Origin of the sequence: Plastoroseomonas hellenica (genome assembly GCF_018129085.1) — a bacterium.
Classification (GTDB): domain Bacteria; phylum Pseudomonadota; class Alphaproteobacteria; order Acetobacterales; family Acetobacteraceae; genus Plastoroseomonas; species Plastoroseomonas hellenica.
Genome location: NZ_JAAGBB010000001.1, coordinates 68,357 through 89,853, shown reverse-complemented (window position 1 = coordinate 89,853; position 21,497 = coordinate 68,357). Strand labels below are relative to the sequence as shown.

17 protein-coding genes are annotated in these 21,497 nt (G+C 68.9%); 9 read left to right on the top strand and 8 right to left on the bottom strand.

Annotation, left to right across the window (positions count from 1 at the left end; all coding sequences use genetic code 11):
• Positions 1-2 precede the first annotated feature (2 nt).
• The 3 genes from GXW71_RS00315 to GXW71_RS00305 are packed head-to-tail and all read right to left on the bottom strand — an operon-like array spanning position 3 to position 4,968.
• Positions 3-2,105, bottom strand: a complete 2,103-nt coding sequence (locus GXW71_RS00315) for a hydantoinase/oxoprolinase family protein (protein WP_211850276.1) — start codon at positions 2,103-2,105, stop codon at positions 3-5.
• Between the two features lie 5 nt (positions 2,106-2,110).
• Entirely contained in the window at positions 2,111-3,754 is a 1,644-nt protein-coding gene (locus GXW71_RS00310; protein ID WP_211850275.1) for a hydantoinase B/oxoprolinase family protein, read from the bottom strand.
• Between the two features lie 11 nt (positions 3,755-3,765).
• Positions 3,766-4,968, bottom strand: coding sequence for a pyridoxal phosphate-dependent aminotransferase (locus tag GXW71_RS00305; protein ID WP_211850274.1), 1,203 nt, complete (start codon positions 4,966-4,968; stop codon positions 3,766-3,768).
• A 112-nt stretch (positions 4,969-5,080) separates the two neighbouring features.
• Between GXW71_RS00305 and GXW71_RS00300 the strand changes: the two genes are divergently transcribed.
• The 3 genes from GXW71_RS00300 to GXW71_RS00290 all read left to right on the top strand — a co-directional run bounded on the left by GXW71_RS00300 (position 5,081) and on the right by GXW71_RS00290 (position 7,399).
• Complete coding sequence (locus GXW71_RS00300) at positions 5,081-6,016, top strand: LysR substrate-binding domain-containing protein (protein WP_211850273.1); 936 nt, start codon at positions 5,081-5,083, stop codon at positions 6,014-6,016.
• Between the two features lie 11 nt (positions 6,017-6,027).
• A complete protein-coding gene (locus tag GXW71_RS00295) occupies positions 6,028-6,948 on the top strand; it encodes a LysR substrate-binding domain-containing protein (RefSeq protein WP_211850272.1) in 921 nt (306 codons plus the stop codon).
• Positions 6,949-7,081: 133 nt separating this feature from the next.
• Positions 7,082-7,399 (top strand): hypothetical protein, encoded by a 318-nt coding sequence (locus GXW71_RS00290; RefSeq protein ID WP_211850271.1) that lies wholly within the window; start codon positions 7,082-7,084, stop codon positions 7,397-7,399.
• Between the two features lie 258 nt (positions 7,400-7,657).
• On the opposite strand, the gene GXW71_RS00285 is transcribed toward GXW71_RS00290, so the two are convergent.
• Both GXW71_RS00285 and GXW71_RS00280 read right to left on the bottom strand, forming a co-directional pair.
• Complete coding sequence (locus GXW71_RS00285; protein WP_211850270.1) at positions 7,658-10,024, bottom strand: putative bifunctional diguanylate cyclase/phosphodiesterase; 2,367 nt, start codon at positions 10,022-10,024, stop codon at positions 7,658-7,660.
• Between the two features lie 308 nt (positions 10,025-10,332).
• On the bottom strand, positions 10,333-11,757 hold the full coding sequence (locus GXW71_RS00280; protein ID WP_211850269.1) for a M20/M25/M40 family metallo-hydrolase: 1,425 nt from the start codon (positions 11,755-11,757) through the stop codon (positions 10,333-10,335).
• A gap of 114 nt (positions 11,758-11,871) precedes the next feature.
• Here GXW71_RS00280 and GXW71_RS00275 point away from each other — a divergent pair, with 114 nt between their 5' ends.
• Genes GXW71_RS00275 through GXW71_RS00250 form a run of 6 tightly spaced genes read left to right on the top strand, consistent with a single transcriptional unit; the run spans position 11,872 to position 18,395 of the window.
• On the top strand, positions 11,872-13,395 hold the full coding sequence (locus GXW71_RS00275) for an ABC transporter substrate-binding protein (protein ID WP_211850268.1): 1,524 nt from the start codon (positions 11,872-11,874) through the stop codon (positions 13,393-13,395).
• A 12-nt stretch (positions 13,396-13,407) separates the two neighbouring features.
• Positions 13,408-14,325: an ABC transporter permease gene (locus GXW71_RS00270; RefSeq protein ID WP_211850267.1), complete on the top strand. Its 918-nt coding sequence runs from the start codon at positions 13,408-13,410 to the stop codon at positions 14,323-14,325.
• Between the two features lie 9 nt (positions 14,326-14,334).
• On the top strand, positions 14,335-15,261 hold the full coding sequence (locus tag GXW71_RS00265) for an ABC transporter permease (RefSeq protein WP_211850266.1): 927 nt from the start codon (positions 14,335-14,337) through the stop codon (positions 15,259-15,261).
• Entirely contained in the window at positions 15,258-16,256 is a 999-nt protein-coding gene (locus GXW71_RS00260) for an ABC transporter ATP-binding protein (protein WP_211850265.1), read from the top strand. Before GXW71_RS00265 ends, GXW71_RS00260 begins: the two co-directional genes overlap by 4 nt.
• Entirely contained in the window at positions 16,253-17,236 is a 984-nt protein-coding gene (locus GXW71_RS00255; protein WP_211850264.1) for an ABC transporter ATP-binding protein, read from the top strand. The genes GXW71_RS00260 and GXW71_RS00255 overlap by 4 nt, the downstream gene beginning before the upstream one ends.
• A 10-nt stretch (positions 17,237-17,246) precedes the next feature.
• Positions 17,247-18,395: a M20 family metallopeptidase gene (locus GXW71_RS00250; protein WP_211850263.1), complete on the top strand. Its 1,149-nt coding sequence runs from the start codon at positions 17,247-17,249 to the stop codon at positions 18,393-18,395.
• A 117-nt stretch (positions 18,396-18,512) separates the two neighbouring features.
• Here the strand turns inward: GXW71_RS00250 and GXW71_RS00245 are convergent, their stop codons facing one another.
• From GXW71_RS00245 to GXW71_RS00235, 3 genes are read right to left on the bottom strand one after another with little or no spacing between them, the layout of a single operon-like run.
• Complete coding sequence (locus GXW71_RS00245; protein WP_211850262.1) at positions 18,513-19,313, bottom strand: ABC transporter permease; 801 nt, start codon at positions 19,311-19,313, stop codon at positions 18,513-18,515.
• Between the two features lie 4 nt (positions 19,314-19,317).
• Positions 19,318-20,166, bottom strand: a complete 849-nt coding sequence (locus GXW71_RS00240) for an ABC transporter permease (RefSeq protein ID WP_246526162.1) — start codon at positions 20,164-20,166, stop codon at positions 19,318-19,320.
• Positions 20,166-21,452 carry an ABC transporter substrate-binding protein gene (locus tag GXW71_RS00235; protein ID WP_211850260.1) on the bottom strand — a complete coding sequence of 429 codons (1,287 nt, stop codon included), beginning with the start codon at positions 21,450-21,452 and terminating at the stop codon, positions 20,166-20,168. The genes GXW71_RS00240 and GXW71_RS00235 overlap by 1 nt, the downstream gene beginning before the upstream one ends.
• Between the last annotated feature and the right edge of the window lie 45 nt (positions 21,453-21,497).

Below are 21,497 nucleotides of genomic sequence, written 5' to 3'. Positions count from 1 at the left end.
GCCTACTCCAGGTCCATGACGAGGTTCAGGAAGCGATCGATATGGACCTTGCTGCCGGGACCGACGACGCAGGTGGATTCGCGCTCCTCCACCAGGGCGGGGCCAGCGAAGGCGGCGCCGGGCGCCAGCGCGTAGCGGTCATAGACCGGGCAGTCCTGCCAGCCCACGCCTTCGAACAGCACGCGCCGCGTGGCGCGGGGCACGGCCCCGCCGGTGCCCGGCTTGGTCTTCACCGCGCCACCCAGGTCGATGTGCTGGCCCGGCGCCGCGCAGGCCAGGCGCCAGCTCAGCGCTTCGATCGGGCTGTCCTCCATGCTGCGCTCGAAGCGGTCGCGATAGGCAGCGAAGAAAGCCTCGCGGATCACCGGCAGGTCGGCGGCGGAGAGCGACATCGACGGCAGCGGCACCGGTATCTCGAAGCCCTGGCCGACATGGCGCATCTCGGCGACCGGGCGGAAGCTGATCGCGCCTTCCGCCGCCCCCGCCTCGGTCAGCAGCGCGCGGCCTTCCGCGGCCATTTCCGCGAAGAGGGCGCTGACCGCATCCCAATCGAGGCGCTCCAGCCGCGCGACATGGCTGCGCACCATGTCCGTCGCGGGCGGCGCCACCAGGAAGCCGAGCGCGGAGGCAACGCCGGCACCGAGCGGCACCACCACGCGCCGCATCTTCAGGAGCCGCGCCAGGTTCCAGGCATGCACCGGGCCGGCGCCGCCGAAGGCGATCATGGTGAAGCGGCGCGGATCCTTGCCCTTCTCGGCGAGGTGCATGCGCGTCGCGGCCGCCATCGTCTCATCGACGATGCGCTGCACGCCGAGTGCCGCCTGCTCCGCATCGACGCCGATCTTGGCCGAAATACGTTCGGCAAAGGCGCGGGTCACTCGGTCCGGGTCGAGCTTCATCTCACCGCCGAGGAAATAGGCCGGATCGAGCCGGCCAAGCACCAGGTCGGCGTCGGTCACCGCCGGCTCCGTGCCGCCGCGGCCATAGCAGACCGGGCCCGGCATGGCGCCGGCGCTGCGCGGCCCGACCTTCATCAGGCCGGAGGCCGGATCGACGCGTGCCAGGCTGCCGCCGCCGGCGCCGATCTCGATCATGTCGACGACCGAGACCTTCAGCGGCAGGCCGGAGCCCTTCTGGAAACGGCGGACACGCCCGGCCTCGAAATCGAACTTGTGGTTTGGTTCGTAGCCTTCGACCAGGCACATCTTGGCCGTGGTGCCACCCATGTCGAAGGAGACCACCCGCTCCAGCCCCGCCATCCTGGCGATGAAGGAGGAGGCCATGGCGCCCGCCGCGGGCCCGCTTTCGATCAGGCGGATCGGATAGGCCTTGGCCTCCCGCACCGTGGTGATGCCGCCGCCCGAGAGCATGATGTAGAGACGACCGTGGAAGCCGCGCTCGATCAACGCCGCCTCGACCCGATCGAGGTAGCGGGCCATCAGCGGCTGCACATAAGCATTCGCGCAGGCGGTGCTGGCGCGTTCGTATTCGCGGATCTCCGGCGCCACCTCGGCCGAGAGCGAAAGCGGCAGCGCCGGGTAGAGCGCGTTGATGACGGCGCCGGCGCGCTTCTCGTGCCGGGCGTCGCGGTAGGAATGCAGGAAGGCGACGGCGATCGCCTCCACCTTCTCCTCCTCCACCAGCCGGCGGGCGGCGGTAGCGACCGCGGCTTCGTCGAGCGGCAGCAACACATCGCCATCGGCGCCGATGCGTTCCGGGACCTCCAGCCGGCGACGGCGCGGCACCAGGGTGGTCGGCGTCTCCAGGAACAGGTCATAGAGGTCGTAGCGCGTCTCGCGCCCGATCTCGATGCTGTCGCGGAAGCCCTCAGTGGTGAGCAAGCCGACGGTGGCGCCGGTGCGTTCGATGATCGTGTTGGTCACCAGCGTGGTGCCGTGGATCACGCTGTGCAGGTCGGCCGGCGTCAGCCCGGTCTCCTCCAGCAGGCGCACGGTGCCGTCGATGATCGCGCGGCTCGGGTCGTCCGGCGTGGTCAGCAGCTTGCCGGTATGGGTGATGTCGCGGGCCGCGTCGTGCAGCACGAGATCGGTGAAGGTGCCGCCGACATCGATGCCGATGCGGGCGGTCGCAGTCCCGGATGCCATGCCGATCACTCCAGCCCGTAGGTATCGCGGGCGGCGCCCGGGGAGATGTAGCCATCGGCGAGATCGGCGCGCACCGCGTCACGGTCGCGCTCCCGCGGCGGCCCATAGCCGCCGCCGCCGGCATAGAGCAGCGTCAGCCGCGCGCCCGGCGGCACCGTGGTGCGGGATTTCGGATGTGGCTTGCTGCCGTCGGCGAAGCGCACGACAGAAGGCCCGCCCGCCTCCCCGCCGAGGATGCCGCTCGCCGGATGCTCATGCCGATCAGACAGCAGGGAAAGGCGGGCGGGCGTGGTGGTTCGGATCTCCAGTTCCACCTCCTGGCCGAGGCCGCCGCGGAAACGGCCGGCGCCGCCGGAATCCTGGCGCAGCCGCTTCTTCCAGACGGTGATCGGCGCCACGCTCTCATAGGCTTCGATGCTGCCGGCGCCGACATTGGTCGGGAAAGCGGTCGCCGCCATGCCATCCTTGTGCGGCGCCGCACCCATGCCGCCGCTGGCGAAGAGCACCTGGGAGAAGCTGTCGCCATCGGCCCGTGCGCCGCTGAACAGAGCGCGCATGGTCGGCGCGCCGCCGCATTCGGCGATGATCTTCTCCGGCATGACAGGCGCCAGCGCCTTGTAGATCGCACCCGCCAGCAGATGGCCGGTAAGCTGCCGTGCGCTGACTGGCGCGGGGTAGAGCGGGTTCAGGATCGACCGCTCCGGCGCCGTCACCGTGATGGCGCGGTAGGAGCCTTCGTTGCGCGGCGTGAAGGGATCCAGCGCGCATTTCACTGGGTAGACCGAATAGGCGTGGGTGTAGTTCATCGGGCAATTGATGCCGCGGTCGATCTGCGGCGAGGTGCCGGTGTAGTCGATCTGCATGGTGTCGCCGCGCACGGTGACGGTGCAGGCGATCAGGGTCTTCTGCGCATCAAAGCCGTCGGCGCCGATCTCCGCGGCATAGGTGCCATCGGGCAGTTCGGCGATGGCGCGGCGCATGGCGCGGTCAGTGCGTTCCTGCAAGGCGGCCGAAAGGCCTTCGAGGTCGTCGAGGCCGGTATCATCGAGGAATTCCGCGATACGGCGGGCACCGACCTCGTTCGCCACCACCTGGGCCTGCAGGTCCCCCAGCACCTGGCGCGGCACCCGCACATTGCCGAGCAGGATTTCCAGCATCGCCTCGTTCCACTGGCCTTCGCGCAGCAGATGGGTGATCGGGATGCGGATGCCTTCCTCGAAGATCTCGCGGCAATCCGCGGCCCAGAGCGAGCCGCCGATGTCGGGCGAGTGGGAGATCGATCCGGCGAAGCCGACCAGCCGGCCGCGATGGAAGATGCCGGTCACCACGGTGAAATCAGGCAGATGTCCGGTCGCGATCCAGGGATCGTTGGTGATGACGGTGTCACCGGGCTTCCAGGTCTCCAGCGGGAACTTCTCCAGAAAGGCCTTCGTGGTGCGCGGCAGGATGCAGGAGAAGGAGGCGAGGCCGCCGGTGTTCTCGGCGACGGATTCGCCGCGCCGGTCCATCAGCACGGTCGCGAAGTCGTTCGACTCGCGCACGATGGTGGAGAAGGCGGTGCGCAGCAGCCCGGTCGCGGCCTCGTCGGCGGCGGAGATCAGGCGGTTCCAGTAGATCTCTAGCGTGATCGGATCGAAGGCTTCGGTCATGGCGACGCCCCTCAGACCAGGGAGGCGCAGAAGCGCCGGATGCGGATGCAGGCCTCGCGCAGCACGTCATCCGCGGCGGCGTAGCTCAGCCGGATATGTCCGGGCAGCAGGAAGGCGCTGCCCTGCACCGCGGCGACGCCCTCCTCCTCCAGCAGGGCGGCGACGAAATCCTCGTCGGTCGCGAGCTTGCGTCCACCCGCCGTGGTCTTGCCCAGGCAGGCATGGATCGAGGGGAAGACGTAGAAGGCACCCTGCGGCGTCAGGCAGGCGACATCAGGCGCCTCGTTCAGCAACGCCACCACCATGTCGCGGCGGCGGAGATAGGCCTGGCGCATCACCTCCACGCTCTCCTGCGGGCCGTTCAGCGCCTCGACGGCAGCAGCCTGGCTGATCGAGGAGGTGTTGCTGGTGCTCTGGCTCTGCAGCTTGTCCATCGCCTTGATCAGTTGCAGCGGCGCGCCGGCGAAGCCGATGCGCCAGCCGGTCATCGACCAGGTTTTCGAGCAGCCGTTCATGGTGACGGTGCGGCCCTTGAGACGCGGCTCCACCGCCGCCATCGTCGCCGACTTCACCCCGTCATAGACCAGCTTCTCGTAGATATCGTCGGTGAAGACATGGATCTGCGGGTGGCGCAGCAGCACCTCGGCCAGTGGCCGCAACGCATCAGCGTCATAGACCGCGCCGGTCGGGTTGCACGGATTGTTCAGGATCAGCCACTTGGTGCGCGGCGTGATCGCGGCCTCGAGCTGGGCCGCGGTGATCCGGAAGCCCTGGTCCTGGCCAGCCGGGACGATGACCGGCTTGCCCTCGGCGAGCGAGACGATCTCCGGATAGCTGACCCAGCAGGGCGCGGGGATGATCGCCTCGTCGCCGGGATTGATAGTGGCGAGCAGGGCGTTGAAGATCACCTGCTTGCCGCCGGTCGAGACCACGATCTCCTCCGGTTTGTAGTCCAGGGCATGTTCGCGGCGGAAATACCCGACCACTGCTTCCCTGAGCGCCCTGGTGCCGGCGACGTCGGTGTATTTCGTCTCGCCCGCCTCGATGGCGCGGATGGCGGCATCCCGGATATTGCGTGGCGTGTCGAAATCCGGCTCGCCGGAGGAGATGCGCAGGATGTCCCGCCCCTCCGCCGCCAGGCGCGCCGCGGCCATGCGCACGGCCGTGGTCGCGGATCCGGCGATGCGGTCGAGGCGTTGGGAGGTCAGATGCATGGCTCGGTCCCCGTGGCGGCGCGGAAGGCGCGCATCCCGGAAGTCTGGGGCCGGCAGACGATAGTCTCCAATATGATTTCCAATTAAAATGATATCTGCCAGATATCATTCCATGGAGCTGCGCCACCTCCGCTACTTCACCGTCCTCGCCGAGGAGCTGCATTTCGGCCGCGCCGCCGACCGGCTCGGCATCTCGCAACCGCCGCTCAGCCAGCAGATCCGCGCGCTGGAGACCGAGCTCTCCGTGCGGCTCTTCGAACGCACCAACCGCCGCGTCGCGCTGACCGAGGCCGGGCGGCTCTTTCTCGCGGAGGCGCGGGCGACCCTCGCCCAGGCGGACCGGGCGCGGATGGTCGCATCCCGCGCCCATCTCGGCGAGATCGGGGAGCTGGCGATCGGCCTCTTCCCCTCCGCCCTGCTGGCGCCGCCGATCGCCGATGCCATCCTCGCTTTTCGGAAGGCGCATCCCGCGGTGCGCCTGGTGCTGCGGGAGACCGCGGCGCACCCGACGATCGAAGCATTGGCCGAGGGCAGCCTCGGCCTCGCCTTCCTGCGTTACGGCACGCCGCCGCAGCTTCCGAAGGGGCACCGGCTGGTGGAGATGATGCGGGAGCCGATGATGCTTGTGCTGCACCGGACGCACCGCCTGGCACGCAGCCGGGTGCCGGTGCCGCTGACGGCCCTGGCCGAGGAGCCCTTCATCCATTTCTCACCGCGCGCCGGCAATGCCCTGCACGATCATGTCGCGGCAATCTGCGAGGCTGCCGGCTTCACGCCGCGCATCGCGCAGGAGGCGAACCAGAACGGCTCCATCCTGGCGCTGGTCGGCAATGCCCTCGGCATCTCCATCCTGCCGCGCTCGCTCTGCCGGTTGCGCCTGCCGGAGCTGCGCATCCTGCCGCTGGCGGAGCCACGGGCGGTGTCGCGGATCTGGATGGCCTACCGGACGCGGGGCGGCGGATCGCTGCTCGCCGACATGGCCGCGCATGCGCTGGCGGCGCATGAGCGGCATGCGCGCGCGATTGCTGCCCCCGGCGGCGCACTATAGCCTCGGCCGCCATGAACGCGGATCACCCGCGGGCGCTGGATCGCCTGCCGCTGCGCGCCCTTCTGGTCTTCGAGGCGGCCGCCCGCCATCTCAACATGGTCCGCGCGGCCGTGGAGCTCGGCATGACCCAGGGTGCCGTCAGCCGCCAGATCCGGGCGCTGGAGGACCGCCTGCATGAGCAGCTCTTCCGCCGCGGCCCGCGCGGGCTGGTGCTGACGGAGGCGGGCGACCTCCTCAGCGACTATGTCGTGCGCGGTTTCTCCGAGCTCTCGACCGGCCTCTATCGCATCGGCCAGCCGCGGCGGCCGACCACGCTCGCGGTCTCCTGCTCGCGCACCTTCGCGCTCCGCGTCCTGGCACCGCGCATCGGCAGCTTCATCCGCGCGCATTCCTGGATCGACCTGCGCATCGACAGCCATCGCTACTACACGCCGCTGGACCGCTCCGACGCCGACCTCGCGATCCGCCTGGGCGACGGCAAGTCGTGGAGCGAGCCGGTCATCCTGCCCCTGACCCGGGAGACCATGTTCCCAGTCTGCGCGCCTGCCCTGCTGCGCGACCCGATGCCCGATCCGACCGCCTTCCTGCGCGGCGAGGTGCTGCTGCACTATGCCGAGCGCCCCTATTGGGCGACCTGGCTGCACGCCGCCGGGCTCGACCCGGCGCTGGGCCGGGTCGGTCCGCGCTTCGACGAAACCGCCCTCGCGCTGGCGGCGGCGGAAGCGGGACAGGGCGTCGCCATGGCGCGCAGCAGCCATGTTGCACAGGCGATCGCTGAAGGCCGCCTCGTGCGGCCCTTCGACGTCGTCCATGACGACGGCGCGGGCTACTTCATCGCGACCACCGCGCTGGCACAGCGGCGCTCCACCACCCAGGCCTTCATCGGCTGGTGCCGGCGCGCGTTATGCGACGGAACCGTCGCCGAACCCTGAGATCCCTGGGCCGCCCTGCGGGCGGACAGGGCTGGGCAACCGGAACACCTTCGCAGCGTTTCCGCCGCAGCCCGCCCGCGTCTTGGGATTCAGCGGCGGCACGCCATATGTCCGGTCCAGGGAGTACGCCTGCATGTCCGCCCATTTCGCTTCGGTGCTCGTGCCCGCAAGCAAGACCTCAGACATATCGACCATCGCCGATCTGGCCGCCCTCACCCTGCAGGATCTCATCGCCACGCTCGGCGATGACGCCATGGAAGTCGCCAATCTGCAGGCCGCGGTCGAAGGCATCCGCCATGCGTTGAAGACCCATGCGACACGGCCTGGCACCGCGATGCCGGATGTCGCGATCGATCGCGCGCAGCTCTCGCTGATCATCTCCGCCGCCGCGGGGAAGGCGGTGAGCTTCGACGCGCGGGCGGCGGTGATGGTGGCCGAGAGCTGCCTCTGATCGGCCCCCGAGCCGGTCGACCGTGATCGGCAGCTCCCAGGCTCGATCCGCGCCGATGTCGAGACAGAGGACATCATGCAGGCGATGGCGGGCATCTACTCAGCGCCCGATTGGCGCCTGCGATCCGGGCGGGTTCCGGAGTTGCTGATGGACGGGCTGCGCCGCGGCGCCCCAGGGCCGCGCGGATAGAACGCGATAGAGGTCAGCTCGGCATCCGTCGCCTCCGCCCGATGGTCGCCGGCCTGCTCGGCCGCCCCCTCAGGCCGAAGCTCGGGGCGGCGCCGGCAATGGCGCGATCTGGACACGCAGCAGGTCCCGGATCTCCGGCACGGTCATCGGCCGGCCGAAGAGATGGCCCTGCGCCTCGTCGCAGCCCTGCGCGGTCAGGATACGGCGCTGTTCCTCGGTCTCCACACCCTCCGCGATGGTGACCATGTCCAGCGCGTCGCAGAGATCGATCACCGAACGCACGATGGCGTCGCTCTCCCGGGACTTGCCGAGGCTCCGGATGAAAGTCCGGTCGATCTTGACCTTGTCGAAGGGGAAGCGCTGCAGATAGCCGAGGGAGGAATAGCCCGTGCCGAAATCATCGAGTGCGATGGCAACACCGAGTCCCCGCAGGCGGTGCAGGGTGACGAGCGTCGCCTCCGTCTCGCGCAGCAGCACCGTCTCGGTGACTTCGAGCTCCAGCCGGGCGGCATCGAGGCCGGCCGCATGCAGGGCGGTGGTCACGGTCTCGACCAAGCTGCCGGTGAACTGAACGGGGGAGAGGTTGACCGCGAGCTTCTTGTCGGCCGGCCATGCGGCAGCTTCGGCACAGGCCTGGGTGAGCACCCATTCGCCCAGCGGCAGGATCAGGCCCATATCCTCGGCCAGCGGGACGAAGCGGTCGGGGGTGAGCAGCCCGCGTTCGGGATGGCGCCAGCGCAGCAGTGCCTCGAACCCGGTCAGGCGCCGCGCCGGGAGGCTGACCTGCGGCTGGTAGAAGAGTTCGAACTCTCCGGCCTGGAGGCCGCGCCGGATATCGACCTGCAAGGTTCGCCGCAGCAGCGCCTGTGCGTTCATCTCCGCTTCGAAGAAGCGGTAGCAGCCGCGGCCGGCGGATTTCGCGCGGTACAGCGCCATGTCGGCGTCCTGCAGGAGCTGGTTCGAGTCCAGCCCATCATCGGGGGCGACCGCGATGCCGATGCTGACACCGGCCATGACGTGATTGCCATCGAGGTCGAAGGGGACGCCGAGGGCCGCGATGAGCCGCTGCGCGAGCACGCCGGCATCGTCCGGATGATCGACCCCGGTCTGCACGACGGCGAATTCGTCGCCGCCGAGCCGCGCGATGGTGTCCGTCTCCCTGACCACCGTCCGGATGCGCTCGGTGACGGCACGCAGCAGCATGTCGCCGAAGGCGTGGCCCAAGGTGTCGTTGACGTCCTTGAAATGGTCGAGATCGAGGCAGAGCACCGCGCAGGCCTGCCCCCGCCGGGCACGCGCCACCGCCTCGTCGAGCCGGGTCCGCAGCAGCAACCGGTTCGCCAGGCCGGTCAGCGGGTCGTGATGCGCCAGATGCGCGATCTGCGCCTGGCTGCGGCGCTGCTCCTCCAGCACCCGGACTTCGGTTCGGGCCTGTTCGAGCAGGTCGCGGCTGCGGAGCGCCCGGATGCCGAGCAGGACGACCCCGGGGATGGCGATGGCCAGCGCCAGCAGCGCGGCGGCGGTATAGCCGGCCTCCCGCCGCCAGAGCGCCAGCACGTCATCCCCGCGTCGGGATACCGTCACGGCGACCGGATAATCCGTAAGGGCACGGGCAGCGACGATACGATCCTCGCCGTCCACCGCGCTTCTGGCGCGGTAGATGCCGCTCTCCCCTCGCTGCAGGATGTTCTGGAAGCCCAAATTGCCAGGTGGCGGGCCCCCGATGATGGCATCGGCGGGCGGGTGACGGGCCATGAGGACGCCGTCGCGCCGCCAGACGCAGATGGCGCTGCCCGCACCAAGGGCGATGCGGCTGAGGAAGGCCTCGAGCTCCGAGAGGCTGAGCGCGGCGCCGACGACGCCCAGGAAGCGTCCGTCGGCGGTATCGATCCGGCGGGTCAGATAGATGTTCCGGATGCCGCTCCGAACACCCGGCGTCGGCGGCGCCAGGTAGCGCCGCCGCCCCGGATTGTCCCTGAGCACTTCGAAATAGGGGCGGTCGGCGATCGAGGCGGCGGCGGTCTGGGGCCAGCTCCGCGAGGAGGCGACGACTATACCCTGCGCATTGGCGAAGAACGCCGCATCGACATGAACCAGTGCCGCGATCCGCGCCTGGAGGTCCAGGTGCACCCCGAGGGTGGAGAGCTGCTCGTCGAACTCCTGCCCGCTGCGGATGTTGAGGCTGCCCACCATTTCCAGGAGGCCATCCTCTAGGAGCTCGACCGACCGGAAGCTGTTCTCGGTGTAACGCGCCAGCACCAGCGCGAGGTTGCCGAGCTCGCGCCGGGCATCCGCATTGAATTGCCGGTGCAGATGCGACAGCAGCAGCCCCGCGGCGATGCAGGCGGCAACGAAAAGCGCGGCGCCGGAGATCACCAGCCATCGCGCGCCACGCGGCAGCCAGTCGGCATCCGGATGGGCGGGCGATGCCAGCATCGGTATCTCGTTGCTCAAGTCCGGTACTCTTTCCAATCCGCGCATCGCGGACAAGACGCGCACTCGGGCTCAGCCATCCGATGCGGTGCGCTGCCCAAGGGCAACGCACCGTCTGCATCGCGCCGACCGTCGGCCTGTCGGCGGACGATACCCCGGAAGTCGGGATGATCGACAACAATCACCGATGCCGCCGCTCATTCCGGGATCGGCAAGGTGAACCGCGTGGTGCTGCCACGGATCCGGCGCTGAAGCCGATGCTTGATCGCGTGATTCAGACCTTCAGCGATTCCGCTTCAGGTCACCACGCCTTAGCGGGGCGGGCGCTTGGGCGCGTGGCCGCCGCCGATGTCCCACCAGATACCGGCCATCAGCCCCAGGCCTTCGCGCAGCAATGGGGCCAGGGCGTGCTCGTCCGGTCCATGCTGGTTGCAGCCGGCATAGCTGTTCGGAATCCACATCACCGGCACGCCGAGCTCCTCCATGAAGATGTCGGACGGGTTGGAGCCCGAGGAGTTCGGCACGATGTTCGGCGCCCGGCCGCAGGTCCGCTGCATGGACGCGGCGACCATCCGCACCCAGGGATCGTCAGGATCGGTGCGGGAGGCACTGAACATGTCGCGCTCCATCACCGGGACGATCTGCACCTCCGGGAAGCCCTGGGCGTCGAGGTGGCGGCGCAGCGCCGGCATGATCTCACCGCCCTTCACATCGACCGTGTGCCGCACCTGCAGCCGCGCCCGTGCCTCCGGCTGCACAGCATTGGTCGGTGCGTCCGGGTGTCCCGTGATGAAAGCCAGCACGATGACGCTGGTCCAGGCGAAGATGCGCTCCGTCACGCTCATGTCTGGCTCGCCCCAGCCGGGATCGGGCACCGGCGTGCCGGGCACCGCTTCCAGGACCAGGTCATTGCAGGCGCGGCGCACCGATTCCGGCACCGAGGCCGGCAGCCAGCCAGCGACCAGGATGCGGCCCTGGCGGGTGACGATGGAGGACAGCGCATGCGCCAGGATGAAGCCAGGGTCGGCCAGCACACCGCCCCAGTGGCCGGAATGCGCCGCGTGCTCGCGCAGCTTCACGACCAGGTCGAAAGCGACGCCGCCGCGCGCGCCGAGCTTCAGGTCCGGCAGGAAGGTCGCCTGGCGCGGACCGTCGAGGCCGATGAACGCATCGGCGGTGAGCCGCGCCGCGTCCCGCTGCATCAGGTCGCGGAGGCCAGGCGACCCCGCCTCCTCCCCGGTCTCGACAAAGACCTTGGCGTTGAAGCCGAGATAGCCGCGTTCCTCGATCACGGCGCGCAGCGCCTGGATCGCGATCAGGTGCTGGCCCTTGTTGTCGACCGTGCCGCGGCCATACCAGCGGTCGCCCTCCACCGCGATGCTCCAGGGGTCGAGGCCGGCGCGCCATTTCTCCGGCAGGCCACGGACCACGTCGCCATGGCCATAGATCAGCACGGTCGGGAGCGCCGGATCCTCAATGCGGGTGGCCAGCATGACCGGGCCGCGGCCGGCACGCGGGTTTTCCAGCACCGCGACCTCGAAGCCGAGCCCATCGAATTCGGGCGGCAGCGCGTCGCTGCAGTAGCGGCGCAGCGCATCGGCGCTGCCCGCCATCTGGCTCTCGGTCGGCACCGCAACCAGGCGGCGGAGCGACGCGAGGTAGCGGCCGTCGTCGAAGTAGCCATGCGCGCGCGCGATCGCGCCGTCGCGGTCGCCCCTGTCATTGCTGCCCGACATCGCTGGCCTCCCCGATCCGCTGCGTGGTCCGATGATTGCATTGCCATGCGGGGCGCGAAAGCGTTGACAGCGAGGAACGACGGACTACCGTTCCCCGTCCAGGGAGATGTGAACATGAGCGTCATCGCGCGTATCGCCGCTGCCGCCGCATTGCTGTGCAGCATCGGCATCGCCGCCGTGCAGGCAGGTCCCGCCGACAATACCCTGCGCTGGGCTTCCGACAGCGAGCCCGCCAACATCATCCCCTATCAGAACACCGTCCGCGAAGGCGTGGTGATGGGCTACCTGATCTGGGATGCTCCCACCTATCGCGATCCGGCGACCGGCGAGTACCGCATGCATTTGGCGGAATCGGTGCGGCTGGTGGACGACACCACGATCGAGCTGCGCATGCGCGACGGCATCACCGCCCATAACGGCGAAGTGGTGGATGCGCAGGACGTGGCCGACACGGTCAATATCATGCTCGATCCCGCCAATAGGATCGTGAACTTCCAGCGCGTCGCCTGGCTGTCGCGCGCGGAGGTTGTGGATGCGCGCACCGTCCGCCTCATCATGAAGGAGCCTTACGGCCCTTGGCAGGAATACCTGACCAATGTGGTGGTGATGCCGAGCGACTATCTGAAGCGGGTCGGGCTGGAGGGCATGGCGCGCGAGCCGGTGGGCACCGGCCCCTATCGTGTGGCGGAGCTGGCGCCCGGACGGCAGACCGTGTTGCAGCGCTTCGACCGCTATTTCGGCGGCGCCAAGGGCCAGCCGGCGATCGAGCGCCTGATCTTCCGCCGCATCCCCGAAGGCAATACCCGGATTGCCGAGCTCCTGACCGGCGGCCTCGACTGGATCTGGCGCGTGCTGCCGGACCAGGCGCGCAACCTCAGCACCCGGCGCAACCTGACCATCGTCAGCGGTGAGACGGTGCGCATCGTCTACATGGGCATGGATGCCGGCGGCCGCACGGGACGTGAGAACAATCCGATGACCGATCTCCGCGTGCGCCAGGCGGTCGCGCACGCGATCGATCGCGTCGGCATCGTGCGCAACCTGGTCGGCGAGGGCGCGCAGGTGCTGCACACGCCCTGCCATCCGGAGCAGTTCGGCTGCACCCAGGAAGGGATCACCCGCTACGACTACAGCCCCGCCCGCGCCCGCGCGCTGCTGGCCGAGGCCGGCTATCCGGACGGGTTCGAGGTATCGCTGATGGCCTATCGCGAGCGGCCCTGGGTGGAAGCCGTGATCGGCCAGCTCCGCGCCGTCGGCATTCGTGCCCGCCTCAATTGGGTGCAGGCCGACACCTCCTCCTCGGAGGTCCGGGCCGGCAATGTGCGCCTCAACATGGCTGCCTGGGGATCGACGTCGCTCTACGATGTCGCGGCCATCACCTCCTATTTCTTCGGCGGCACGCCGAACGACATGGCGCGCGACCCCGATGTCGCGGCGCTGCTGCGCCGCGGCGACAGCTCGACCGACCCGCAGGTGCGGCTGGCCGCCTATGCCCCGGCGATCCGGCGCATCACCGAACAGGCCTACTGGCTGCCGATGTGGACCTTCCCGCTGACTTACGCCTTCAACAGCCAACTGGAGTTCCGCCCCTCCGCCGACGAAGTGCCCCGCTTCTTCGAAGCGCGCTGGCGCCGCTGAGGTCCCAGCCCCGTGCTGCGTTTCGCCGCCAGGCGGCTGCTGCTGGCGCTGGCCGTCGCCCTCGCGGTCTCGGCCATCGCCTTCCTGCTGCTGCGGGTCTCCGGCGATCTCGCCACCACGCTGGCCGGGGAGGAGGCAGCGCCGGCCGAGATCGAACGCATCCGCTCGCTCTACGGGCTCGACCGTCCCCTGGTCGTCCAATATGGCGAATGGCTGCTGCGCTCGCTCTCCGGCGATCTCGGGCGTTCGCTGTTCTATCCGGAAAGCGTCGCGAATCTGATCCTGGACCGGCTACCGAACACCGCGATCCTGGCGGGCCTCGGGCTGGTCATCGCGCTGCTACTCTCGCTCCCGCTCGGCGTCGTGGCAGCGATGTGGCGCAATACCTGGATCGATCGCACAGCCCTTGGGATTGCGGTGCTGGGGCAGGCGATGCCGTCCTTCTGGTTCGCGCTGCTGCTGATCTTCTTCTTCGGGCTGACGCTCGGCTGGCTGCCGGTCTCCGGCACCGAAAGCCTCGCCAATTTCGTAATGCCGGCGGTGGCGCTCGGCTGGTTCTCGACCCCGGTGCTGATGCGGCTGACCCGCGCCGGCATGGTGGAGGTGCTGGGGGCGGATTACATCCGCACCGCCCATGCCAAGGGGCTGCCGGTGCATGTGGTGCTGGTGAAGCACGCGCTGCGCAATGCGGTGGCGCCGGTGGTGGCGCTCGCCTCCGTCCAGTTCGGCAACATGCTCTCCGGCTCGGTGGTGATCGAGACGGTTTTCGCGTTGCAGGGCATCGGCTACCTCGCCTGGGAAGCGATCTCGCGCAAGGACTTCCCGGTGGTGCAGGGCATCCTGCTGGTGGTTGCGCTGTTCTATGTGCTGCTGACCCTGGTGTCGGATCTGCTGAACGCGTGGCTCGACCCGCGCATCCGGGAAGGATGAGAGCCTGAGATGGACCCGATCCCCGCTGCCTCCGCCATCGCCGATGCCGCCCTGCCCGCCCACGCGGCAGCGCCGATGCCGCAGCGCCGGCTCTGGCGGCGCATGCTGGGCAATCCCGGCCTGGTCGTGGCGGCGCTGGTGCTCGGCCTCATCGCGATCATGGCGGTCGCGGCACCGCTGGTCGCACCGCATGATCCCTATGAGCAGTCGCTCGACACCCGCATGACGCCGCCCGCCTTCGTGGATGCGGAACGGTCGGATCCTGCCCATCTGCTGGGCACCGACAATCTCGGGCGCGACTACCTCTCGCGGCTGATCTACGGGGCGCGCATCTCGCTACTGATCGGTTTCTTCACCATGCTGGTCTCCGGCGTGATCGGCACCGTGCTTGGCATCGCGGCCGGCTATTTCGGCGGCCGCACCGACATGGTGGTGTCCTTCCTGGTGACCACGCGCCTCTCTCTGCCCGTCGTTATGGTGGCGCTCGCGGTCGTCGCGGTGCTGGGCGGGTCGCTGCAGGTGGTGGTGCTGGTGCTCGGGCTGCTCCTGTGGGACCGCTTTGCCGTGGTGATGCGCAGCGCCACCATGCAGGTGCGTGGGCGCGAATACATCACCGCCGCGCGCGCCATTGGCTGTTCGGTGCCGCGCATCCTCTGGGGCGAGGTGCTGCCCAATGTCCTCTCCGGCCTCGTCGTCATCGCCAGCTACGAGATGGCGCAGGCGATCCTTCTGGAGGCGGCGCTCTCCTTCCTCGGCCTCGGGGTGCAGCCACCGCTGCCCTCCTGGGGGCTGATGGTCAGCGAGGCGAAGGAGTTCATGCTCTTCGAGCCCTGGATGATCATGCTGCCGGGGGCTGCGATCTGCCTGCTGGTGCTGGCGATCAACCTGCTGGGCGACGGCATTCGCGACATTACGGCGCCCGAGGGCCGGTCATGAGCGGCGCCGGCGACATCGTGCTGGATGTCCAGAACCTCGAGGTGGACATCCCGACGCCAGGCGGCATGCTGCATGCGGTGCGCGGCGTGTCGCTGACCGCGCGCCGCGGCGAAACGCTCTGCATCGTGGGCGAAAGCGGCTGCGGCAAATCGCTCACATCGCTGGCGCTCATGGGGCTGCTGCCGGCGATCGCCGCGCGCCGGGCGGAGCGGCTGAGTTTCGCGGGCGAGGATTTGCTGCGCGCGCCGGCCAGCCGGCTGCGCGCGCTGCGCGGCGACCGCATGGCGATGATCTTCCAGGATCCGATGACCTGCCTGAACCCCTCGCTCACCATCGGAGACCAGCTCACCGAGACCTTCCTTCGCCATGGCAAGGGCAATCGGCGCAGCGCGCGCGACCGCGCCGTGGCGCTGCTGGAGCGGGTTGGCATCGCGGGCGCTGCCGGGCGGCTGGGGCAATACCCGCACCAGCTCTCCGGCGGGCTCCGGCAGCGCGTGGTGATCGCCATGGCGCTGATGTGCGGCCCCGACCTGCTGCTGGCGGATGAGCCGACCACGGCGCTCGATGCCACCATCCAGCTCGGCATCCTGCAGCTTCTGGCGGAGTTGCAGCGGGAGATGCGGATGGCGCTGGTGCTGGTCACCCATGACCTCGGCATCGTGGCGCGCATCGCCGACCGCGTGGCGGTGATGTATGCCGGCGAGGTGGTGGAGGAAGGCTCGGCCGCGGTGGTCTTCGATGCGCCCCGCCACCCCTATACGCGCGGGCTGATGGACTGCATCCCGCAGCCGGGCCGCACCCCGCCCGGCACGCGGCTCGGCACCATTCCCGGGCTGGTGCCATCGCTGGTGGGCGACATGCAGGGCTGCGCCTTTCGTGGCCGCTGCCCCCATGCCATGCCGGCCTGCACCGAGCCGGTGGCGGTGCGCGGCGATGCCGAAGGTCATGCCTGGCGCTGCGTGCTGCCCGAGAATGCGCTGGAGCGCGCCGCATGAACGCCGCCTCGCCCATCCTGGAGCTGCGCGGCGTGCACAAGCGCTACGGCGTCGGCGGCGGGCTGATGGCGCGCCGGCGGACGCTGACCGCGGTCGCCGGCGTGTCGCTGCGAGTGGAGCGTGGCGAGGTGCTGGGGCTGGTCGGCGAATCCGGCTGCGGCAAATCCACGCTGGCGCGTATGATCCTCGGGCTGGAAGCGCCGAGTGAGGGCGAGGTGCTGCTCGATGGCCGGCCGATCGCCAGCCTCGGTCGGCTGGAGCGCGGACGCCTCGTGCAGCCGGTGTTCCAGGATCCCTATTCCTCGCTGAACCCACGGCGGGACGTCGCATCCATCATCGGCCTGCCGCTGATCGTGCACGGTGTCGGCACCGTGGCCGAGCGGCGCGACGCGGTCGCGGAGATGCTGGGGCTCGTCGGCCTGGCGCCACGCCATGCGGAGGCCTTTCCGTCGCAGCTCTCGGGTGGGCAGCGGCAGCGCGTGGCGATCGCCCGCGCCCTCGTGCTGCGCCCCACCCTCGTGGTCTGCGACGAGCCGACCTCGGCGCTCGATGTCTCGGTGCAGGCGCAGATCCTGAACCTGCTGCTCGATCTCAAGGAACGGCTCGGCCTCTCCTACCTCTTCATCAGCCACAACCTCGCGGTGGTGCACATGCTCGCGGGACGGGTGGCCGCGATGTATCTCGGCCGGGTGGTGGAGGAGGGTGAGGCCGGCCGCGTCCTCGGCGCGCCGCAGCACCCCTATACGGCGGCGCTGCTCGCTTCCGCGCTCACACCGGATCCGTCGCTCGGTCTGCCGGCAATGCGGCTCGGCACCGTCTTTCCCAATCCGCTGGCGCTGCCCTCCGGCTGCGCCTTCCACCCGCGCTGCCCGGCGGTGTTCGAACGCTGCGCGCGCGAGGCGCCGGCGTTGCTCCCTTGCCCGGGCGGCGGCCGCGCCGCCTGCCACCTGACCGGCCAAGATCAGCATCAAGCCGCCTGAAGGAGACGTCGTGACTCTGCTCGCATTCGACACCCCGGAACGCTTCCTGGAAGGGCTGAACGCCTGGGTGGCGCTGGAAAGCCCGACCTCCGATGCCATTGCGGTGAACCGGCTGATGGATCGCGTGCAGACCGATTGCGAGGGCATCGGCGCGACCGTGGAGCGGGTGCCCGGCACCCTCGGCCGCGGCGACCATCTGGTGGTGCGGGCGCCTTGGAATGCCGGGTCGAACGAGCGCGGCATCGTCATGCTCGGCCATCTCGACACCGTGCATCCAATTGGCAGTCTGGCGCGCAACCCGATCCGCACGGAAGCCGGCCGCGCCCACGGCCCCGGCATCAACGACATGAAGGCCGGCGCGCATGCCTGCTTCGCCGCGCTGCGCCGCCTGCTGGAGACCGGAACCAGGACACCCTTGCCGCTCACCATCGTCTATGTCGCCGACGAGGAGGTCGGCAGCCAGAGCTCCCGCCCACTGATCGAGGCGGAAGCGAAGCGCGCGAAGTATGCGCTGGTACTGGAAGCCGCGCGTGGCGGCGGCCGCGTCGTCACCTCGCGCAAGGGGCTGGCGCGCTTCGACCTGACTGTGCAGGGCAGGCCCGCGCATTCCGGCAGCGCGCACAAGCAGGGCCGCAGCGCGGTGAAGGAGCTGGCGCACCAGATCATTGCACTCGAGAGCATGACGGACTACGACCGCGGCATCACCGTCAGCGTCGGGATGATAGAGGGCGGCACCGCAGCCAATGTCGTGCCGGAGCATGCGGCCGCCAGCATCGACCTGCGGGTGCCGACCATGGCCGATGCGGTGGAGATGGTGGCCCGCATCGAGGGCCTGCAGCCTGTGACCCCGGACGTGACCCTGACCGTCACCGGCGGGATGAACCGCTTCCCCTATACCAAGCAGGAACGGCCGGACGTGGCGGCGCTGTTCGAACAGGCACGCGGACTTGCGGCGGATATCGGCTTCGAGCTGCAGGATTTGCCGACCGGGGAAGGCTCGGGCGGCTCCGACGGCCAGTTCTGCATCCCCTTTGCCGCCGTGCTGGATGGGCTCGGGCCTTTCGGCGGCGGGTCGCACACCAATGACGAGTTCCTGGACATCGCGACCATCGTGCCGCGTGGCACCTTGCTGCTGCACCTGCTGCAGACGCTGCGTTGAGGGTGGACGGCCTCAGCCGCCACGCCTGGGCATGATCGCCTCAAGCTGAAGCGATCATGCCCAGGCACTTTGTTGGATCGCATGATCCACGCTTTTCGGTGATTCGACCTCAAGCGATCATGCTCTGGCCCGGTAGCGCAGCAGCCCGAGCAGCGCCAAGCCGATCACCAGGAAGGAGAGCAGCGTGCTCATGCTGCCGAGCGCGTAGAGCACCGGTGTCGTCACCGTCGTCGTCATGCCGAGGATCTCGAGCGGCAAGGTGTTGTCAGTGCCGGCGGTCAGCAACGTGCGCGCAAATTCGTCGAAGGAGAGGGTGAAGCCGAACAGCGCGATGCCGATCACGCTCGGCGCCACGATCGGCAGCACCACATGGGCGAAGCTCTGCCAGGATGTCGCGCCGAGGTCGCGCGCCGCTTCTTCCCAGGCGTGGTCGAAGCGGTTGAAGACGGCGAGCATGATGAGCAGGCCGAAGGGCAGCGTCCAGGTGAGCTGCGCCCCCAGGGCCGAGCCCCACCAGCTGGGCTCCAGCTCCGCCTGATTGAAGGACAGGCCGATGCCGAGGCCGACCAGGATCGAAGGCAGGATGAGGCTGCTGATGGTGAGATAGAACAGCAGCGCCGATCCCGTAAAGCGGCGCCGGAAAGCCATGCCGGCGGAAAGCGAGATCACCACCGTCGCTGCCGTGACCAGCGCCGCGAGAATGAGCGAGCGGGTGACCGAGGCACCGAAGTCACCGACCGCCTGCTGCTCGAACAGCCGCCCGAACCAGTGCAGCGACACCCCGTTCATCGGGAAGGTGAGCCCGCCATCCGGCCCCTGGAAGGACAGCACCATGATGGTGAGCGTCGGCCCATAAAGGAACAGCACGAAGGCACCGAACAGCGTCGTGAGCAGGCCGCGGCCGAAGCGCCCGGGCATGGGACTACAGCTCCTTGCGGATATCGATGGCGCGCAGGATCGCGGCCACCATCAGCAGCACGACCGCGAGCAGCACCACGGCATTGGCGGCGGCTGCCGGGTATTGCAGAAGCGAGATCTGGTTGCTGATCATCAGCCCAACCGAGGCGCTCTGCCCGCCGCTCATCAGCCGCACGGTCACGAAATCGCCCATCACCAGTACGATGACGAAGATGCTGCCGATCGCGATGCCGGGCTTGCAGAGCGGGATGATCACATGGCGCAGCACGCGCCAGAAATCCGCGCCGGCATCGACCGCGGCCTCGATCAGCTGGCGATCGATGCGCATCATGGTGTTGAAGATCGGCACCACCATGAACAGCGTGTAGAGATGCACGAAGGCGAGCACCACGGCGAAGTCCGAGAACAGCAGGAACTCCAGCGGCTGGTCGATCACGCCCGCGCCCAGAAGCGCCTGGTTCAGCAGCCCGTTGCGCCCAAGGAAGGGCACCCAGGCGATCATGCGGATCAGGTTCGAGGTCCAGAAGGGAATGGTGCAGAGCAGGAACAGCAGCGTGCGCCTGCCGGTGCCCTCCACCACGAAGGCGAGGTAGTAGGCGATCCAGAAGCCGAGCATCAGCGTGATCGCCCAGGTGATGCCGGCGAACCAGAAGGTCTTCGCATAGGTGCGCCAGGTGACCGGGGAGCCGAAGACCTCGATATAGTTGGTGAACACGAAATCCGGGATCAGCCGGAAGCTGTCATAGTCGTAGAAGCTGACCGCGACGAGCACGACCAGCGGAACGACCAGGAAGACGGCCAGCACGAGCGCGAGCGGCGCCGCCAGCAGCCAGGAAACGACGGTACCGCGCATCAGGCCGCGATGAACTCGTTCCATTTCTGGACCATGTAGCGCTCCTCGTTCATCACCGAGTTCCAGCACGCCACCTTGCCCATGCGCTCGGTGAAGGAACCGCCATCGCGCACGGCACCGGCACGCTCCATCACGCGACCGTCGGGCGCCAGGATGTCGGTGGCGGCGGGCTTGCCTTCCATCCAGAAATCCCATTCGGCTGGGCTCATTTGCGCCTTCGCGGTCTCGAGCACCGCGGAGTAGTAGCCCTGCCGGTTCAGGTAGGCGCCGGTCCAACCCGAAAGATACCAGTTGAGGTACTCATAGGCCGCGTCGAGCTGCAGGCCCGAGACGTGTCGCGCGATGCCGAGCCCGCCGCCCCAGGCGCGATAGCCCTCGGCGAGCGGCTGGTAGGTGCAGGCGATGCCGCGCGAACGCACGGCCGCCACCGCCGGGGACCACATGGATTGGATGATCACCTCCCCCGAGGCCATCAGGTTCACGCTCTCGTCGAAGGTCTTCCAGAACGCCCGGAAATGGCCTTGGCGTTTGAGGTCGATGAGGAAGGCGGTGGTGCGGTCGATCTCGGCCCGCGTCATGTTGCCCTTGTCGGCATAGGGCGCCTGGCCTGCACTCTCCATCACCATCGCCGCGTCCATGATGCCGATATTCGGGACGTTGACGATGGAGGCCTTGCCGCGGAAGGCCGGGTCCACGAGGTCCTTCCAGTTGGTGATCGGGCGGTTGATCAGGTCCGGCCGGATGCCGAGCGTGTCAGCATTGTAGATGGTCGGGATCAGCGTCATCCACTCGGTCTGCGACGGCTCGAAGGCGGTGGCGAGGCGGTTCGCGACGAAGCCCACGGTGTGCGGCGCGGTACCCTGCGCGATGGCGCTGGCAGGCGTCAGACGGCCGGTGGTGAAGATCGGCACGATCTTGTCGGCATGGGTGATGCGGCGGCGCTCGATCGCCTGCATGGTGCCGACCGGATAGACCTTCTTGGTCGTCATGTACTCGATATCGGCGATGTCGAAGCTGCGCGGCTGGGTGGCCGCGCGCTGGGCCAGCGCATCGGTGTCCATCACCGTGAGCTGCAGGGTGATGCCGGTGTCCTTCTTGCACTGTTCGGCGATGGCGTTGAGGCCGGAGACGCCGGTGCCCGCCTGGCGCAGGGTGATGTTGCGGATGTTCTGCGCCCAGATGGTCGGGAAGCCGGTGACAGCACCCGATCCGACGGCGGCGCCGGCGAGGGCAAGGGCGCCGCGGCGGGTGAGCGAGGTGCGGCCTGGCAGGCTCTGATCCTTCATCGTCTCTCTCCTGAGGCAGATGCGTCGCAAGTGTTGCAAGATCCG

Bases quoted from the DNA above. Each gene is read 5' to 3' on its own strand.
- GXW71_RS00315 (WP_211850276.1), bottom strand. From the start codon at position 2,105: ATGGCATCCGGGACTGCGACCGCCCGCATCGGCATCGATGTCGGCGGC.
- GXW71_RS00310 (WP_211850275.1), bottom strand. From the start codon at position 3,754: ATGACCGAAGCCTTCGATCCGATCACGCTAGAGATCTACTGGAACCGC.
- GXW71_RS00305 (WP_211850274.1), bottom strand. From the start codon at position 4,968: ATGCATCTGACCTCCCAACGCCTCGACCGCATCGCCGGATCCGCGACC.
- GXW71_RS00300 (WP_211850273.1), top strand. From the start codon at position 5,081: ATGGAGCTGCGCCACCTCCGCTACTTCACCGTCCTCGCCGAGGAGCTG.
- GXW71_RS00295 (WP_211850272.1), top strand. From the start codon at position 6,028: ATGAACGCGGATCACCCGCGGGCGCTGGATCGCCTGCCGCTGCGCGCC.
- GXW71_RS00290 (WP_211850271.1), top strand. From the start codon at position 7,082: ATGTCCGCCCATTTCGCTTCGGTGCTCGTGCCCGCAAGCAAGACCTCA.
- GXW71_RS00285 (WP_211850270.1), bottom strand. From the start codon at position 10,024: ATGCTGGCATCGCCCGCCCATCCGGATGCCGACTGGCTGCCGCGTGGC.
- GXW71_RS00280 (WP_211850269.1), bottom strand. From the start codon at position 11,757: ATGTCGGGCAGCAATGACAGGGGCGACCGCGACGGCGCGATCGCGCGC.
- GXW71_RS00275 (WP_211850268.1), top strand. From the start codon at position 11,872: ATGAGCGTCATCGCGCGTATCGCCGCTGCCGCCGCATTGCTGTGCAGC.
- GXW71_RS00265 (WP_211850266.1), top strand. From the start codon at position 14,335: ATGGACCCGATCCCCGCTGCCTCCGCCATCGCCGATGCCGCCCTGCCC.
- GXW71_RS00260 (WP_211850265.1), top strand. From the start codon at position 15,258: ATGAGCGGCGCCGGCGACATCGTGCTGGATGTCCAGAACCTCGAGGTG.
- GXW71_RS00255 (WP_211850264.1), top strand. From the start codon at position 16,253: ATGAACGCCGCCTCGCCCATCCTGGAGCTGCGCGGCGTGCACAAGCGC.
- GXW71_RS00245 (WP_211850262.1), bottom strand. From the start codon at position 19,313: ATGCCCGGGCGCTTCGGCCGCGGCCTGCTCACGACGCTGTTCGGTGCC.
- GXW71_RS00240 (WP_246526162.1), bottom strand. From the start codon at position 20,166: ATGCGCGGTACCGTCGTTTCCTGGCTGCTGGCGGCGCCGCTCGCGCTC.
- GXW71_RS00235 (WP_211850260.1), bottom strand. From the start codon at position 21,452: ATGAAGGATCAGAGCCTGCCAGGCCGCACCTCGCTCACCCGCCGCGGC.